The organism is Plantibacter sp. ME-Dv--P-095 (assembly GCF_030209365.1).
Taxonomy (GTDB): domain Bacteria; phylum Actinomycetota; class Actinomycetes; order Actinomycetales; family Microbacteriaceae; genus Plantibacter.
The window spans coordinates 278,316-294,999 of sequence record NZ_JARVSB010000006.1 but is presented as its reverse complement, the minus strand read 5'-3'; the positions used below and the strand labels follow the sequence as shown (position 1 = coordinate 294,999).

Sequence of the window (16,684 nt, the reverse complement as noted above, 5' to 3'; positions counted from 1 at the left end):
CTCCCCCATTCGGGGGTGGCCGGGCAACGCTAGGCCGGGACCTCCGCGCGCTCGACCGTCAGGCCGTCGCCGTCGAGCGCCAGCCCGACGTGGACCGTGTCGCCGTCACGGATCGACCCGTCGAGGATCGACCGTGCCAGGCGGTCGTCGATCTCCCGCTGCATGAGTCGACGCAGCGGACGGGCGCCGTACATCGGGTCGTACCCGCGCTCCGCGAGCCAGGCCCGGGCATCGGGGGTCACGGCCAGATGCAGTCGACGTTCACCGAGGCGGCGCTGCAGGCGGTCGATGTAGAGCTCGACGATCTGGCCGAGCTCCTCCTCGCTGAGCGGCTGGAACACGACGATGTCGTCGAGCCGGTTCACGAACTCCGGCTTGAACGCCTGGCGCACCAGCTGCTGGACGGCCTCCTCCTTCTGCTCGAGGGAGAGCGAGGCGTCCATCAGGTACTGCGAGCCGAGGTTGGACGTCAGCACGAGGATCACGTTCCGGAAGTCGACCGTGCGGCCCTGACCGTCGGTCAGTCGCCCGTCGTCGAGCACCTGGAGCAGGATGTCGAACACCTCCGGGTGCGCCTTCTCCACCTCGTCGAGCAGCACCACCGAGTACGGGCGCCGACGCACGGCCTCGGTCAGCTGACCGCCCTGCTCGTAGCCGACGTACCCGGGAGGGGCTCCGACGAGCCGGGAGACCGAGTGCTTCTCGCCGTACTCGGACATGTCGATCCGGACCATGGCCTTCTCGTCGTCGAAGAGGAACTCGGCGAGCGCCTTCGCGAGCTCCGTCTTGCCGACGCCGGTGGGGCCGAGGAACATGAAGGACCCGGTCGGGCGGTCGGGGTCGGAGATGCCGGCCCTGGTGCGGCGGACCGCGTCGGACACGGCCGCGACCGCGCGGTGCTGACCGATGAGTCGGCGGGAGAGCTCCTGCTCGAGGTGCAGCAGTTTCTCGGTCTCGCCCTGCAGGAGTCGGCCGACGGGGATGCCGGTCCAGGCGGCGATCACGGCCGCGATGTCTTCGGCGGTCACCTGGTCGTTGACCATCCGCGGCTCGCCGTCGGCGTCCTGCTCGGCGGACTCCGCCATCGCCAACTCGCGTTCGAGCTGCGGGATGTCGGCGTAGAGGAGCTTCGAGGCCTGCTCGAGCTTGCCCTCGCGCTGTGCGCGTTCGGCCTTGCTGCGGGCGGCGTCGAGCTGCTTCTTGAGGTCACCGACCCGGTTGAGGCTCGCGCGTTCCTTCTCCCACCGTGCCTGCAGCTCACCGAGCGCCTGCTGTCGTGTGGCGAGGTCCTCCCGCAGGCGGGCGAGGCGTTCCTTCGAGGCGTCGTCCTTCTCCCGTTTCAGCGCGAGCTCCTCGAGCTTGAGGCGGTCGACGCTGCGTCGGAGTTCGTCGATCTCGACCGGGGCGGAGTCGATCTCCATGCGGAGCCGGCTGGCCGCTTCGTCGATGAGGTCGATGGCCTTGTCCGGGAGCTGGCGGGAGGTGATGTACCGGTTGGAGAGGGACGCGGCGGCGACGAGCGCGTTGTCGGCGATGGCCACCTTATGGTGGGCCTCGTAGCGTTCCTTCAACCCGCGGAGGATGGCGATGGTGTCCTCGACGCTCGGCTCGCCGACGAAGACCTGCTGGAACCGCCGTTCCATGGCGGCGTCCTTCTCGACGAACTCGCGGTACTCGTCGAGGGTGGTCGCGCCGATGAGGCGCAGTTCGCCGCGGGCGAGCATGGGCTTCAGCATGTTCGCCGCGGCGACGGAGCCTTCACCGCCGCCGGCGCCCATGAGGACGTGCAGCTCGTCGATGAAGGTGATGATCTGGCCGTCGGACTCGTCGATCTCCTTGAGGACGGCCTTCAGTCGCTCCTCGAACTGCCCGCGGTACATGGCGCCTGCCACGAGGGCGGAGAGGTCGAGCGACACGAGTTGCTTGCCCTTGAGACTGTCGGCGACGTCGCCCGCGACGATCCGCTGGGCGAGGCCCTCCACGACGGCGGTCTTGCCGACCCCGGGTTCGCCGATGAGGACGGGGTTGTTCTTGGTGCGCCTGGTGAGCACCTGGCTCACGCGACGGATCTCGGCGTCGCGGCCGATGACCGGGTCGAGTTTGCCCGACGCGGCGATCTCGGTCAGGTTGACGCCGTACTGCTCGAGCGCGCTGCGCTGATCCTCCTGCTGAGGCGTCTGGCCTGCTGGCATGGGTACGGTCTCCTGTTCAAACTTGAGTGAAGCTGACTCAAGTTTACCACCGTGCCGAGCGGGCGACAAGATCCACACGACAGGTGCCCTCCAGCTCGTCGAAGGGTAGGCTTACCTATCGATGCCTCGCCTCAGTGAACAGACCCCCGACTCGATCTTCATCCTCCTCGCAGCCGTCGTCCGGCGGATCGAGCAGGTGAGCCCGAGCTATCGGCGGTTCACGTTCACGGGGCCCGAGGTCCAGCACATCGCGGACAACCGCCACGATCAGCGCATCAAACTGCTCTTCCCGCTGCCCGACACCGGGTTCGACGAGCTACCCATGCACGACGACTGGTACCAGGCCTGGCGGATGCTGCCCAACGACAAGCGTCACCCGATGCGGACCTACACGATCCGCGAGGTCCGGCCGGAGCTCGCTGAGTTCGACGTCGACATCGCCATCCACGGCCGCGTCGGACCGGCCTCCTCCTGGGCGATGGACGCCGAGGTGGGCGACGAGCTCATCGTCAACGTCCCGAACGCGCGGTCCGCCGTGGCGGCGGGCGGCATCGACTGGCACGCCCCCGCGACGGTCGATCAGGTCCTCCTCGCCGGTGACGAGACGGCACTCCCGGCGATCGCCGGCATCCTCGAGAGCCTGCCGGACACCGCCCGCGGGATCGCCGTCGTCGAACTCCCCCACGCCGACGACGTCGCCGCCCTCTCCACGAAGCCCGACGGCGTCGAGCTCATCGTCCTCCCCCGCGGCACCCAGCCCGTCGGCACCCTCCTCATCCCCGAGGTCGAGCGGATCGCCGGGCGTCTCGCACCGTCGGTCGACACCGCGACGATCGCCACGCAGCCCGCCCTCGAGGACGTCGACGTCGACACCCAGCTGCTCTGGGAGGCGCCCGTCAACGCGACCGGAGGGCCGGTCCTCGAGAGTGCGCCGCTCTACGCCTGGCTGGCGGGGGAAGCCTCCGCCATCAAGACGCTGCGCAGGCACCTCGTCTCCGGATGCGGCGTCGACCGCAAGTCGGTCGCGTTCATGGGCTACTGGCGCCACGGCAGGGCCGAAGACAACCGATGAGCCGGTGAGCGCCGACCTCGACAGCCTGCGGCTCCCGACCGCGGCCGCCCGCGCCCGCGAGGCCTCGACGGGGATCGCCCGGACGACGACCGCGCGCTGGCTCCTGCTCGTCGCGGCGATCCTCCTCCTCGCGGTCATCGCCGCCGCGAGCCTCTTCATCGGTTCGGGCACCATCAGCGTGTCGGAGGTGTGGCGGGCGCTCACCCAGGGCGGCGGCGACACGAACGCGATCCTCGTGACCGGGTTCCGCGTGCCACGCATGCTCCTCGCGATCGGCGTCGGTGCGGCGCTCGGACTCGCCGGGGCGATGATGCAGGCGGTCACCCGCAACCCGCTCGCCGACCCCGGCATCCTCGGCGTCAACGCGGGGGCGTACCTGGCGGTCGTCCTGGCCGTCGCCATCGCCGGGACGGCGGACCTCGGCTCCTACGTCTGGTGGTCGTTCGCCGGTGCGGGTGTCGCATCCGTCGTGGTCTACGTGATCGGCTCGCGTGGGCGGGCGGGCGCCACCCCGGTGCGCCTCGTCCTGGCCGGAGTCGCCCTCTCCGCGACGCTGCAGGGCGTCACCTTCGCCATCACCATCCGGAACCCCGACATCTTCGACAAGATCCGCTTCTGGCAGGCCGGTTCCCTGCAGAATCGCCAGCTGGACGTGTTCCTGGGGGTGCTGCCGTTCCTCGTCGTCGGCGCACTGCTCGCGCTCGTCGTCTCGCGGTCGCTCAACGCCGTCGCCCTCGGGGACGACCTCGCGACCTCGCTCGGCACGAAGGTCCTCCGGACGCGTGTGCTGTCGGTCGTCGCGATCACCCTGTTGTGCGGTTCGGCCACCGCGGCGGCCGGGCCGATCGCGTTCCTCGGGCTCATGTCGCCCTACCTCGCCCGGGCCGTCGTCGGTCCGGACCAGCGTTGGACGCTGCCGTTCACGATGGTGTTCGCCCCGATCATCTTCCTGCTGTCCGACCTCCTCGGGCGGGTGGCCGTGCAGGGTGAGATGCCTGTCGGGATCGTGACCGCGTTCATCGGGGCGCCCGTGCTCATCGTGCTGATCCGCCGGTCGAAGGCGCAGGGGCTGTGACGGCGTTCGCCGAGCCGGGGCGCCGCACCGTGCGCCTCGGTCCGATCAGCTGGGTGGTGCATCGGCGCGAGCTCGTCGTCGTCGCGATCCTGTCCGTGATCGTCCTGGCCGTCGGGGCGTTCGCGCTCACCCAGGGCGAGTACCGCATCCCGCTCGACAAGCTCCTCGCGGCGTTCGCGGGTGACGGTTCGGAGAGCGTGCTGCGGATCGTGCTGGAGTGGCGGCTGCCCCGGGTGGTGATCGCGGTGGTCGGCGGGATCGCCCTCGGGCTGTCCGGGGCGATCTTCCAGTCGATCACCCGCAACCCGCTCGGCAGCCCGGACATCATCGGCTTCAACTCCGGCGCCTTCACGGGTGCGCTCATCGTCACCCTCGTCGTCGGCGGTGGGTACGCCGCGACCGTCACCGGCGCGCTGGTCGGTGGGCTCGCGACCGCCCTCGTCGTGTACGTCCTCGCCTGGTCGCGGGGCGTCCAGGGGTTCCGGCTCATCGTGATCGGCATCGCGATCAGCGCCGTCCTCAACGCCTTCAACGACTACCTGCAGCTGCGCGCGGACCTCAACGCGGCGATCGCGGCGGCGAGCTGGGGCATGGGTTCCTTGGCCGACCTCGGCTGGAGCGACGTCGTCCCGGTGACGATCGCGGTCGCCGTCCTGGTGCCGATGCTCGGACTCCTGTCGCGTCGGCTCGGCATGCTCGAACTCGGCGACGACATCGCGAAGGCGCTCGGCATCCCGGTCGAGCGCACGCGACTGCTGCTGCTCGTCGTCGGGGTCGCCCTGACCGCGACCGTGACCGCGGTCGCCGGTCCGATCGTCTTCGTCGCCCTCGCCGCACCCCAACTCGCGCGTCGGTTGACGAAGTCGGCCGGCATCACCCTCGTCCCCTCGGCCGCCATGGGCGCGGCGTTGCTCCTCGTGAGCGACGTCGTGGCCCAGCGGATCATCGCCCCGGCCGCGCTGCCGGTCGGTGCGGTGACCGTGACCCTCGGTGGCATCTACCTCATCGCCCTGCTCATCACGCAGGCGGGAAAGCGCTGACATGAAGACCGAATCCCCCACCCCGAGACTCGCCGGCTCCGGCCTCCGCGTCGGCTACGACCAGCGGACGATCATCCACGAGCTCGACCTCTCGATCCCCGACGACTCGTTCACCGTCATCGTCGGCCCGAACGCCTGCGGCAAGTCGACGCTCCTCCGTGCCCTGGCCCGATTGCTCAAGCCGACGCAGGGGCACGTGCTGCTCGACGGTCAGGAGATCACGCGGTACCCGTCGAAGGAGGTCGCGAAGCGCATCGGCCTGCTGCCGCAGACGTCGATCGCCCCTGACGGCATCTCGGTGATCGACCTCGTGTCGCGCGGGCGGTACCCGCATCAGTCGATCCTCAAGCGCTGGTCGGCGGCTGACGAGGCGGCGGTGATCGCGGCGATGGAGGCGACGAACGTCACCGAGCTGTCCGGTCGGCTCGTCGACGAGCTGTCGGGTGGCCAGCGTCAACGGGTGTGGGTCGCGATGGCGCTCGCTCAGGACACCCCGTTGCTGCTGCTCGACGAGCCGACGACGTTCCTCGACATCACCCATCAGGTGGAGCTCCTCGACCTGTTCACCCGCCTCAACCAGGAGGGTGGCCGCACGCTCGTCGCGGTGCTGCACGATCTGAACCAGGCGGCCAGGTACGCGACGCACCTGATCGCGATGCGCGACGGTCGTGTGGTCGCCCAGGGGGCGCCGGCCGACATCGTGACCGCCGACCTCGTGGAGGAGGTCTTCGGGCTCCGCTGCCGCATCATCGACGACCCCGAGTCGCACACGCCGCTGGTCATCCCCCTCATGGGCGCGCACTGACCCGACCCGTCTTCGTTGCGGGCGGGTGGTGTCGGCGCGGTGCGCTGGCGTGAGGGCGGTGCTGCCGGCGCGGTGCGCTGGCGTGAGCGCGGTGCTGCGGGCACGGGCGCGCCCCGGTGACGTGAGCGCAGGCCTCCGGAGCGGTGCGCTCACGCCGCCGGGGCGCGCTCACGGCAGTGAACCGGTGCGGGGTTCAGCAGCCGATGGTGGGTGTGCCGGTTCGGCAGGGCTTGTCGACACCGACGGTCGCGTTGCGGACGATCTGGATGGGGTGCGGAGTGTCCGTCGGGATGGTCAGGGTTCCGATCACGGGGAGCCAACCGCTGTCGCCGACCCGGTACTCGGCCGCGTACTCGACCTCCACAGTGATCGTCTTGGTCCCGGCGGTCGTGTACCGGTGACTGGTGGGCGTTTTGGAGAACTCGGGGAGCCCGAGGGACGCCCAGGTGGCTCCGCCGGTGCTGCTGGTGGCGGTGGTGCCGTCGCCGTAGTCGATGGTGAAGCCCACGGGGATAAAGTTCACCTCCGCCGTCTGACCGAGCAGGGTGCCCGAGCGGGTGTGACCAGACGCACCGGCGATCACGTTCGTGTGCAGCCCGCGCACACCCCAGCTCCCCGGTTCGGTGGTGACGGTCGGGGCGGCGGGCGCGAAGCTGACGAGGTCCCGAATCGTGACCGGTTGTGCGGCGGGTGTGGGTTCGAAGCCGGGGATCAGCTCACCCGGGGTGATCGTGTAGCAGTCGTCGGGACGCACGAGGCTACACACGGTGCGTTCCCCGTTGGGTCCGTCGGTGACGCCGGGCGGAAGCTCGGTCGAACCGCCACCGCTGTCACCACCGCCTGAGCCGCCGGAGCCCCCGCCCCCGGTCCCGGGCCGCTCGACACTGCCACCGATGTCGACCGAGCCGCTCCCGGGACAAGCCCAGATCGCATCTGCGGAACCACAGCTCGCGGCGAAGACCGCGCTGGGCGAGCCGAGTGCGATCGCCATGCTGACGACCGCTGCGACGACGACGATGTTCTTTAAACGCATGCGGATGCACCTTCCTCTGCCTCTTTCGAGAGAATGATGAATTCGGAACCGTCCTTCGGACCGAGGCCGAGGGAGACCTCGAAGCCGACTGCCGGTGCTCGACCAGGCTGCGAAATCGGCTGGTCGGATGCATCGACAACTTCCACCGAGCTGATCACCTCGCAAGCGAACGCCCGCGCAACGACACCGAGGGCATCTGGATGGCTGTAGAACTCGCGCAGTTGAACATCGGCAAGCGTGATGTCGCCGACCGATCGGTACCCGTTGTCTCGCATTCGGCCATAGGCCTCAAGCTCGACCTCAGCGACTTCCGGAGCCATGATCGCGCTGATGCGCTCGGGGGCCGAACCACCCTCATGCAGGATCAGATTCGCTGTGTCGAGAAACTGCTGGTACGTCTCCGTCACGGCCGCTAGCGCCTCCTCCTCGTTCGCGAACACCGGCGGCGGTGAACTGCTCGACGGGGGTGTCGGATCCGAGCCGGTGCACGCTGTCAGGGCGAGGATCGACGCCACGAGGGCGAGGGCGGGGATGGTGCGAGGAAGTTGGGTGACTGGCATCCATCGACGCTATGGGTGCTCTCCCACCCTCCCGGGGTTATCCACAGAGCAGATATGCCTACACCGACATATGCCGCGCAACTGGCCCTTTCGCCAGCGCGGTGCGCTGACGTGAGCGCGCCCCATGGAGGTGAGCGCGGGTCTCCGGAGGGGCGCGCTCGCCTCAGAGACCCGCGCTCGCGTCAGCGCACCGCGCTGGCCGAACCACCAGTCGTTACCGGGACGTGACCCGGGAAGCTTAGGCTTACCTCATCCCCCGCACTCTCTACGGAAAGCAGAACATGCGCCGCATGCCCCGCACCCTCACCGCCGTCGCCGCGCTCGCGGTCGCCGGCCTCGCCCTCGCCGGCTGCACCGCCGGGTCCTCCACCGACGACGCGTCCACGGGCACGCTCGGCACCGTCGACACGATGTTCGGTGAGGTGACGGTCCCCGAACCCGCCGGCGACCTCACCGTCGTCGCACTCGGCTGGTCGGACGCGGAGATGGCGCTCTCCCTCGGCGTCGTGCCCGTCGGCGTCTACGACTGGCAGTCCCTCGGAGCCGAGAACAAGGGCGTCGGCCCGTGGGCGACGGAGCTCTTCGGCGACGTCACCCCGGAGATCATCGAGGACAGCGGCGACACCGTCAACTACGAACAGATCCAGGCCCTCGAGCCCGACCTCATCCTCAACACGCGTTCCGCTGGCGACGAGAAGCAGTACGAGCGACTCTCCAAGATCGCCCCGACGGTCTTCGCACCGAAGGGCACCGCCGCGTTCGCGACCCCGTGGGACGTCCAGCTCGAGCAGGTCGCCGCTGCGCTCGGCAAGACCCAGGAGGGCGACGCGCTCGTGTCCGCCACGAAGCAGTCCATCAACGAAGCCGCAGACCTCCACCAGGAGTTCGCCGGCCTCACCGCGGTCGCCGCGACGAAGTTCGGCGACGCCTACGGTGCCTACCTCGAGGGCGACGGGCGCTTCGACATCCTCGCCGACCTCGGCTTCCGACAGAACCCCGCCGTCCTCGACCTCGAGACGGCCGGCTTCTACGCAGCCGTGTCGGCGGAGCAGGTCTCCGCCTTCGACGCCGACATCGCCGTCATGCTCCCGATCGGCTTCACCGCCGCCGAGACGACCGGTGACCCCCTCCTCGCGAGCCTCCCCGTCGTGCAGGACGGCCGCGCCATCGTCCTCGACCCGACCGACGAGCTCACGCAGGCCTACAGCGCCGCATCGGTGCTGAGCATCCCCGTCGTCCTCGAGCAGCTCGTCCCGAAGCTCGCCGAGGCCGCCGCCAAGGTCGCGAAGTAGGCACAGCGGCACCCCGCAAGGGGCCGCACCCGAGAGCCGGACGGAACCGTGTGTTCCCTCCGGCTCTCGTGCGCTCCGGCGGCGACGCAGCGCGTCAGACGAGTCAGGCCGGCGTCGCTCAGGCCGGCCGCACCAGCGTCCGCACCCGCATCGCGCCCAGCAACCCGACGAGCAGCAGGGCGGCGAGGAGCAGCGCGACGGCCACCCCGGCAGACACCGGGAAGAGCACCGTCAGCCCTCCACCGACGAGGAACGCCAACAGGACGGCGTCCGACTGCCAGATGAGGACGTTGAGGGACGAGACGTCACCGACCGGCGTCGGGATCGGCATGAGCAGGCCGATCGGCAGCGGCCCCTTCGCGGCGTCGAAGACCCGCAGCACGACGAGCCAGGGCCCGAGCAGCAGCCACCACCCCAGCGGCTGCAGGAGCAGGGTCCCACCGGACGTCGTGGCAACCAGGAGGCCGAGCGCGGCACCGACGCCGCCGAACCCGAGGACCGCGATGAGGGGCGCGACGGCACCGGCGAGGACGAGCGCACGCGGGCTCCGGCCGTAGAGGGTGGGAGCGCCGGCACTGTCGATCCCGTGCCGAACGGCATCACACCACACGCCGACCGCGAGGTAGGCGCCGAACACGGCCGGGAGGGCGAGCATCCACCGAACGCCGTCCGGGAGACCGAGCGCGACGACGACCGCGGCTCCCGACGCGCCGAGCACCGACGAGCCGAGCAGCATCCGTCCCGGCGTGCGGCGTGCGCCGACGACCGATCGGCGGAGGACGACGAGCCAGAACGGACCACTCATCCGGAGCGGGATCCGACGGCCCCGCGTCGGCGAGGCGCGCAGGCCGCCGACGGCACCGGAGGCGTCGCCGCTCTGCACCATCATCCCGACGCGCTGCCACCGCAACGCCTGCTCGAGCAGGGGTCCGCTCCGAAGGCGGTCCAGTTCGCGCGGGACGAGCAGGAGCGCGAGGAGTCCGAGGAGGACCAGGGCCACCGCCGGCCACCACACGACCGGCACGCCGACCACCGCGAACGAGCCGCCGCCACCCCAGGTGAACAGTGCCGCCCAGTCGCCGGTCGCGAGGGCGCTCCCGAGCACGAGGCTCTCGACGCCGCCCACGACGGGCGACCAGAGCAGTCCCAACCACCCCCACGGGGACAGGAGCAGCCCACCGGGGACGAGGAGCCCGAGGATCCCTGCTCCACCGGCGACGGAGGCGACGACCGCGACGGTGCGTCGTGACCCCTGCTGGCCCACCAGCCAGGCCACCGAGAGGAGGAGCGCGAACCCGACGGCACCGATGAGGAGGGCGACGACGACGGCGGGTGAGGTCGGGCCGGAGACGGCGATCAGCGTGGCGCTCTCGGCTGCCGCCCCGACGGAGACGGCGGCGGGCTCCCCCGACACCAGGAGGCGCGACAGGCCGACCACCCCGGCCGCCAGAACCGAGAGCCCCGTCAGCGCGAGGACGGAGCCGACGAAGGGCCGGCGCAGGGTCAGTCGCCTGGGGAGCGGCGAGTCCGCGAGGAACTGCACGGACATCGGGCGGGGCACGACCGGGCCACGCGACCGCGCGCCGAGCACGACGACGATCGTCGTGACCGCCGCGATCAACGCGACCACCCCGGGGCGGACGGCCGACACCACGCCGGCGGCATCGGGTTCGATCAGTCCGAGCACCGCGAACCGGACGAGCGGCGCACCCGCGATGAGGGCGGTCAGCAGCCCGGCGTAGAGGACGAACGCGATGTCGGTGGCCCGTGGGCGACCGTCGCGCGCGGCGAGGACCGCGCGGCTCGCGCTGAAGACGCGACGGTCCTCGCGTGCCGTGCCGACGTCGGGGGTGATCACGGCGCTTCGACCGTGATCGCCTCGTCGGCGATCCGCTCGATGAGTCCGGGGTCGTGGCTCGCGAAGACGACGGCCGCTCCGCGTTCCTTCGCGAGGACGATGCGATCGGCGACCAGTGCCCGCCGCTCGGCGTCGAGGCGCTGCTCGGGTTCGTCGAGGATGAGTACGTCGAAGGGCCGCACCAGTGCCGTCGCGAGGGCGAACATCTGCGACTGGCCCGAGGACAGTTCGGTCGTGAACCGTCGCGCGAGCGCGTCGATGCGCAGCTCGGCGAGCAGCTCGTCGGCGGCATCGTCGGCCGCGCCCCCGGTGACACCCCAGGTGGTGGAGATGTAGCGCAGGTGTTCGCGGAGCGTCAGGTCGGGAGCGTAGGCGGGCGTGCCCACGAGCGCGGACACCGATCGTCGGACCGTGCGGTCGCGATCGTCGATCGTCCGGCCGCCGATCGTCGCGGTGCCGCTCGACGGGCGCATCCGGCCGCTGAGGATCCGGAGCAGGGTCGTCTTGCCGGAGCCGTTGCGTCCTCGGACGGCGAGCGCCATCCCCCGCTCGACCCGGATGTCCGTCGGCGCCAACAGGGTCTCGCCATCGATCACGGCGCTGACCTCGTCGGCCTCGATCAGCGGCTGCGTCTCGGCAGCCGGTCCCCCCACGTGTTCCGACATCGTTCCATCCTGTCAGGCGGGTGCCCGGGTGTCCTCCGCCGCGCGACGGATCCGAGTGATCGCCCTCGCGCCGTATGGGTCCGACGAGGGTGCAGAATGCAGAGCATGGGAATCGTCACCGGGCGTCGGAACGCCCGTCCGCCGAGACAGCGCCGCGCAGGCGGATCAACCGACCCGGACGCCTACGACGAGCTCGTCCGGCAGATCCGCGACGGACGGATCGACGCCGACGCCGGTGCCGAGCGACTCATCGCGCGGCTGACCGACCGGGAACTCCTCGGGCTGCTCGACGGCGACTCCCCGCGGCGGTTGCTGCCCCTCATCCCCCTCCTGCTCCACCGTCGGCCGTTCGTGGCAGGCGCGGTCCCCCGCCTCGGAATCCCGGGGATCCGTTTCAGCGACGGTGCCCGCGGTGTGGTCATCGGCTCGTCCACGGCGTTCCCCGTCACGATGGCGCGTGCGGCCACCTGGGATCCGGAGTTGGAGCAGCAGGTCGGGACGGCCATCGGCGCGGAGACCCGTGTCCGCGGCGCGAACTACTCGGCCTCCGTCTGTGTCAACCTGCTCCGGCATCCCGCCTGGGGGCGCGCCCAGGAGTGCTACGGCGAGGATCCGGTGCTGACGGGGCGGATGGGCTCGGCGATGACCCGAGGTGTCCGGGTGCACACGATGGCCTGCGTGAAGCACTTCGCCCTCAACTCGATGGAGGACGAACGCTTCGAGGTCGACGTCTCGGTCGACGACCACGCCCTGCACGAGGTCTACCTCCCCCACTTCAAGGCCGTGGTCGACGCCGGAGCCGACTCGGTCATGAGCGCCTACAACCGGGTGCGCGGGGAGTACATGGACGTCAACCGTCCGCTCCTCACCGGGGTCCTCCGCGAGGAGTGGGGGTTCACCGGGTTCGTGACGAGCGACTGGGTCTTCGGCACCCACGACGCCGTCGGGAGCCTCGAGGCCGGGATGGACGTGGAGATGCCGCTCCGCCTGCGACGGGCGCACGAACTGCCCGCCGCCCTCCGGGCGGGCACCCTGGATCGCGCCACCGTGCTGCAGTCAGCGCGACGCATCCTGCGCACCACGCTCCTGCACGCCGCGACCCGCGCCCCGGCGGAACCGCCGACCGACATCGTGGCAGGGTCGGCGCACCGGGCGCTCGCGAGGCACGTCGCCGAGGAGTCGATCGTGCTCCTCGCCAACGCCCCGGTCGACGGCACACCGCTCCTCCCGCTGCCGGCGACGACGCGTCGGATCGCCGTGCTCGGTCGCCTCGCCGACCAGGAGAACCTCGGCGACCACGGCTCCTCGCGCGTCCGCCCGCCCTCCACGGTCTCGCCGCTGCAGGGGTTGCGGGCGGCCCTGCCCGAGGTGGAGATCACGACCGCGCCGGCGCGGGACGTGCGGGCTGCCGTCGCGGCGGCTGCGGCGGCCGACACGGCGATCGTCGTCGTCGGCTTCGACCAGCACGACGAGGGTGAGTCGGTCGTGACCGGCGGCGTCGATGTGGGCGTGCTGGGGGCAGCCCTCGACTCCGGCCGGCTGCGTGGCGCCATCACCGCGGTCGCTCACCTGGCGTCGCGCTTCGTGCGTGGCGGCGACCGCACCTCGCTCCGGCTCCGCCCCTCGGACGAGCGGCTCATCCTCGCCGTGACGGCCGCGAACCCGCGGACGGTCGTCGTCCTCGTCGGCGGCAGCGCGATCCTCACCGAGATCTGGCGCCACCGCGTCCCGGCCCTCGTCCTCGCCTGGTACGGCGGTATGGAGGGCGGTCGAGCGCTGGCCGACGTCCTCACCGGCGTGGTCGAACCCGGCGGGCGGCTGCCGTTCGTGATCCCGACCGACCCCGCGCACCTCCCACCGTTCGACCGCACGGCCAAGGCCGTCGTGTACGACGACCGCTGGGGCCAACGCCGGTTGGACGACGAGGGCCGGACGCCCGCCTTCCCGTTCGGGTTCGGGCTCGGCTACACGACCATCGCCCACGACCTGCTCGGTCACCGCTTCGATGCCTCGGGTGGGACCGCCGAGGTCCGCGTGACGAACACCGGCGACCGAGAGGGTTCCACGGTCGTCCAGCTCTACGCAGCGGACGTGGCCAGGGCGCGACCCGTCTCCGAGCTGCTGGGGTTCCGGAAGGTGACCCTGCAAGCGGGCGAGGAGCGGATCGTCCGCGTCACCCTCGACCCCACGCCGACGCTCGAACGGGACCCGGCCACCCGGCGCTGGTCGGCCCGTCCGGGCGACTGGATGCTCCAGGCCGCGCAGCACAGCCCGGACGACTGGTCGTCGGCCGTGGCACTGCGGCACGATGACGCCACAGCCGAGGACGACGTTGCGACCGAGGGTGCGGCCGGCTGAACCGCGGCGGTCGGTCGGCTCAGCGCGGCGACGTCCGCGACTCGGAATCCGCGAGCCCGTCCACCCGCACGGCCAGCTCGTCATCATGGCCGAGCACGGCGCGTAGGAGTCGCTGCGTGTCGCGGCGGACCGACAGGACCGCGTCGTCCCGCCGGAGGACGAGCGTGCCGTCCGGGCCGGTGTAGCGCTGCTGCAGCTCGTCCAGTTCGCGAGCGCGGAGTAGGGCGACCGTGCTCTCGGCGATCGGGTCGACGAGGCGGACGAGTGCCGCCTCCCCGCTCAACTCGCTCGCGACGACGCGACGGGCGCTCGCGTCGAAGATCGTCTTCTGCGCCGCCCTGGTCACGACGAACGGCCGTGACGGTCCGTCGAGCAACCGTCCGACGACGTCGCGCGCGGCGTCCGGGCGGCCGATGCGCCGCGCGGCCGCCTGCATGCGCTGCAGCCGCCCCGGTTCGCAGAGGATCTCGTCGATCTTCCAGCCGATCGTCGTCGCGGTGTTGCACCGGACCGCAGCGCCCTGCTCCATGAGGTAGTCGCCGTTGCGCACCTCCTGCCCGGGGATGGGGTTCACGAGCACCATCGGGAGCCCGGCCGCCATGCACTCCGACGCCGACAGGCCTCCCGGCTTGCCGACGAAGAGGTCTGCCCGGTGGAGCAGCTGCGGCATCTCGTCCGTGAAGCCGAGCACCGTGTACCGGTCGTCCGTGGGCGCGATGAGCTCCTCGATGCGGTGCCGGAGCGCGTCGTTCCGGCCGCACACGATCGTCGCCGTGAACGGCGAGCGCAGGTGCAGCGTCTGTCGGACGACCGCGAGCGCGTAGTCGCCGCCCGAGGCCCCCGCGGAGACGAGCAGCGCGGGTGGAGCACTCGGATCACGTTCGGCCGGGGTGCTCGGCTGGGCGGCGATCGGGATGCCGGTGGCGGCGACCCGGTCGGGCGGGAGACCGAGGGCGGTCAGTTGCACACGCCCCTCCTCCCGCGCGAGCGACAGCGAGTGGAAGGCGCTCGTCAACCACAGGCCCTGGAAGTCGTAGTCCGTGGTCACGACGGCGGTCCGCGCGTCCACGGTGCCGCGCAGGATGAGCGACGCGAGCAGCTGGGCCGGGAGGAAGTGGGTGCAGACGATGGCCGTCGGCTTGAACCGCTTGATCGCCGCGACCACGGGCATGGCGTTCGCCCGGGTCCACGGGTCGAGCGGGCCGCGACGCCGGAACGGGGCGTCGCTGATGTCGTAGCCCCACTCCACCAGCCACGGCGTCTCCTCGACGAGCACGAAGTAGCCCTTGCCGAGGACGTCGCGGTACAGCGAGGTGCTCGCCTGCAGCACGTCGAGGACCTGGACCTCGCCGACGTCCGCGCGCCCGAGGCAGGCCTGCTCCACGGCGGCGGCCGCGCTGTTGTGGCCGGAACCGACCCCCGCCGACAGGATCAGGACGCGCTCGTGGCCGCCCGTGGCGGGGTCCCGTGTCGTCGTCCGCTGCATGAGGCGATGCTAGCGCGCCGCCCCACCAGCCGCCGCAGCCTCGTAGAGCGCGATGAGTCGGACGGTCTGGGTCGACTGACGGAGGGTGCGCGCGAGTTCCGACGGGACGACGGGTGCCGTGCCGGCGTCGATGTCGGCGACCGCGCGGCGGATCGATGCGGCGAGCGCCTCGACGCCACCGTCCGCGGGCTGCCACATCGTGCCGGCGGGCAGTTCGGCGGCGATGTTCGGATCGCTGATGATCGACGGCGTGCCGAGGGCGGCGGCCTCGAACACGGTCATGCCCTGCGTCTCGAATCCGATCGAGGTCTGCACGAGGGCGTCGGCGTCGGCGATGGCGCGGAGCGAATCCGGGTAGGACACGCGCCCGGCGAAGACGACGTGGTCGGCGAGGTCGTGCTCCGCGACGAACGCCTGCGCCTTCGACAGCAGGAGGCCCGCGCCGTACAGGCGGAACACCGCGTCGACCTCGGCCAGCCGGACGGCCTCGAGGAACTCCATGAGCCGTTTCTCCTGGCTGAACCGACCGATCCACACGAAGGACGGCAGCCGGTGCGGCACCTGGAGCGTCGTGGCGCGTTCGTCGAGGATCTCGTCGAGGACCGCGTCGTCGACACCCGTCGAGAGCACCTCGGCGCCCGCGGTGACGCCCTGCTCGCGGAGGACCCGGGCGAAGTGATGGGACGGCGCGATGACGACGGCCGCGCGCTTCGCGAACTCCTGCAGGTAGGCCCACACGCCGGTGGGCAGGGTCGAGAGACGCGGACGGAGCACCCGGCGCTGCCACCAGGAGAGGGCACCGATGACGAGCCCGGGGGCCGGCATCGTCTGCTCGATCCCGACGTCCATCCGGTTGTGCATCGTGTGCACGGCCGGGATCCCGTGCCGCTCGGCGTACCGGTAGGCGGTGAGCGCCTGCCAGAAGTCGGCCTGCACATGCACGACGTCGACCGGCGGCAGCGCGGCCAGACGGGCGTCGAGCCACCGGTCGGTGAGGCGACCGGGCACGGTCATGGAGTACTCGCGGTCGAGCGTGATGGGGATCGACGGGGTGTCGAGGTAGTGCGGGTCGTCGTCGTGGGTCTGGTGCATCCGCGGTGCACAGACCGTCACCGTGTGACCGGCCGCCTCCAGGAAGCGCCGCTGCAGGCGGATCGAGACCTGGGCCCCGCCGGACGACTCGGGATGCTGGTCGCTGAAGACGAGGATGTGCATGGTCCCCAAGGCTACCCGTGGCGCTCGCGCAGC

The 16,684-nt window shown here is 71.2% G+C and carries 13 protein-coding genes; 6 read left to right on the top strand and 7 right to left on the bottom strand.

Features of this window, described 5'->3' with window-relative positions; translation table 11 throughout:
- Nucleotides 1–29: 29 nt before the first annotated feature.
- Nucleotides 30–2,192 carry an ATP-dependent Clp protease ATP-binding subunit gene (locus tag QRN26_RS09765; RefSeq protein WP_082455933.1) on the bottom strand — a complete coding sequence of 721 codons (2,163 nt, stop codon included), beginning with the start codon at nucleotides 2,190–2,192 and terminating at the stop codon, nucleotides 30–32.
- Between the two features lie 121 nt (nucleotides 2,193–2,313).
- Here QRN26_RS09765 and QRN26_RS09760 point away from each other — a divergent pair, with 121 nt between their 5' ends.
- The 4 genes from QRN26_RS09760 to QRN26_RS09745 are packed head-to-tail and all read left to right on the top strand — an operon-like array spanning nucleotide 2,314 to nucleotide 6,184.
- Nucleotides 2,314–3,264, top strand: a complete 951-nt coding sequence (locus tag QRN26_RS09760; protein WP_082455934.1) for a siderophore-interacting protein — start codon at nucleotides 2,314–2,316, stop codon at nucleotides 3,262–3,264.
- A 4-nt stretch (nucleotides 3,265–3,268) separates the two neighbouring features.
- Entirely contained in the window at nucleotides 3,269–4,339 is a 1,071-nt protein-coding gene (locus tag QRN26_RS09755; protein ID WP_082455935.1) for an iron chelate uptake ABC transporter family permease subunit, read from the top strand.
- Nucleotides 4,336–5,379 carry a FecCD family ABC transporter permease gene (locus QRN26_RS09750; protein WP_056008997.1) on the top strand — a complete coding sequence of 348 codons (1,044 nt, stop codon included), beginning with the start codon at nucleotides 4,336–4,338 and terminating at the stop codon, nucleotides 5,377–5,379. The genes QRN26_RS09755 and QRN26_RS09750 overlap by 4 nt, the downstream gene beginning before the upstream one ends.
- A 1-nt stretch (nucleotide 5,380) precedes the next feature.
- Nucleotides 5,381–6,184, top strand: a complete 804-nt coding sequence (locus tag QRN26_RS09745) for an ABC transporter ATP-binding protein (RefSeq protein ID WP_285036386.1) — start codon at nucleotides 5,381–5,383, stop codon at nucleotides 6,182–6,184.
- Nucleotides 6,185–6,377: 193 nt separating this feature from the next.
- Here QRN26_RS09745 and QRN26_RS09740 read toward each other — a convergent pair whose 3' ends face one another.
- Complete coding sequence (locus QRN26_RS09740) at nucleotides 6,378–7,217, bottom strand: hypothetical protein (protein ID WP_285036385.1); 840 nt, start codon at nucleotides 7,215–7,217, stop codon at nucleotides 6,378–6,380.
- Nucleotides 7,208–7,777: a hypothetical protein gene (locus QRN26_RS09735; RefSeq protein WP_285036384.1), complete on the bottom strand. Its 570-nt coding sequence runs from the start codon at nucleotides 7,775–7,777 to the stop codon at nucleotides 7,208–7,210. The genes QRN26_RS09740 and QRN26_RS09735 overlap by 10 nt, the downstream gene beginning before the upstream one ends.
- Nucleotides 7,778–8,067: 290 nt before the next feature.
- Between QRN26_RS09735 and QRN26_RS09730 the strand changes: the two genes are divergently transcribed.
- Complete coding sequence (locus QRN26_RS09730) at nucleotides 8,068–9,069, top strand: iron-siderophore ABC transporter substrate-binding protein (RefSeq protein WP_285036383.1); 1,002 nt, start codon at nucleotides 8,068–8,070, stop codon at nucleotides 9,067–9,069.
- Nucleotides 9,070–9,187: 118 nt separating this feature from the next.
- On the opposite strand, the gene QRN26_RS09725 is transcribed toward QRN26_RS09730, so the two are convergent.
- Nucleotides 9,188–10,927 carry a hypothetical protein gene (locus tag QRN26_RS09725; RefSeq protein WP_285036382.1) on the bottom strand — a complete coding sequence of 580 codons (1,740 nt, stop codon included), beginning with the start codon at nucleotides 10,925–10,927 and terminating at the stop codon, nucleotides 9,188–9,190.
- Nucleotides 10,924–11,592, bottom strand: coding sequence for an ABC transporter ATP-binding protein (locus QRN26_RS09720; protein ID WP_056009017.1), 669 nt, complete (start codon nucleotides 11,590–11,592; stop codon nucleotides 10,924–10,926). The genes QRN26_RS09725 and QRN26_RS09720 overlap by 4 nt, the downstream gene beginning before the upstream one ends.
- A 105-nt stretch (nucleotides 11,593–11,697) precedes the next feature.
- On the opposite strand from QRN26_RS09720, the gene QRN26_RS09715 reads away from it, so the two are divergent.
- The gene (locus QRN26_RS09715) at nucleotides 11,698–13,950 is read left to right on the top strand and encodes a beta-glucosidase (RefSeq protein WP_285036381.1); all 2,253 of its coding nucleotides are present in this window, start codon (nucleotides 11,698–11,700) and stop codon (nucleotides 13,948–13,950) included.
- Between the two features lie 19 nt (nucleotides 13,951–13,969).
- On the opposite strand, the gene QRN26_RS09710 is transcribed toward QRN26_RS09715, so the two are convergent.
- Together QRN26_RS09710 and QRN26_RS09705 are read right to left on the bottom strand one after the other, a co-directional pair.
- A complete protein-coding gene (locus QRN26_RS09710) occupies nucleotides 13,970–15,436 on the bottom strand; it encodes an MGDG synthase family glycosyltransferase (protein ID WP_285036380.1) in 1,467 nt (488 codons plus the stop codon).
- Between the two features lie 9 nt (nucleotides 15,437–15,445).
- The gene (locus QRN26_RS09705; RefSeq protein WP_285036379.1) at nucleotides 15,446–16,651 is read right to left on the bottom strand and encodes a glycosyltransferase; all 1,206 of its coding nucleotides are present in this window, start codon (nucleotides 16,649–16,651) and stop codon (nucleotides 15,446–15,448) included.
- Between the last annotated feature and the right edge of the window lie 33 nt (nucleotides 16,652–16,684).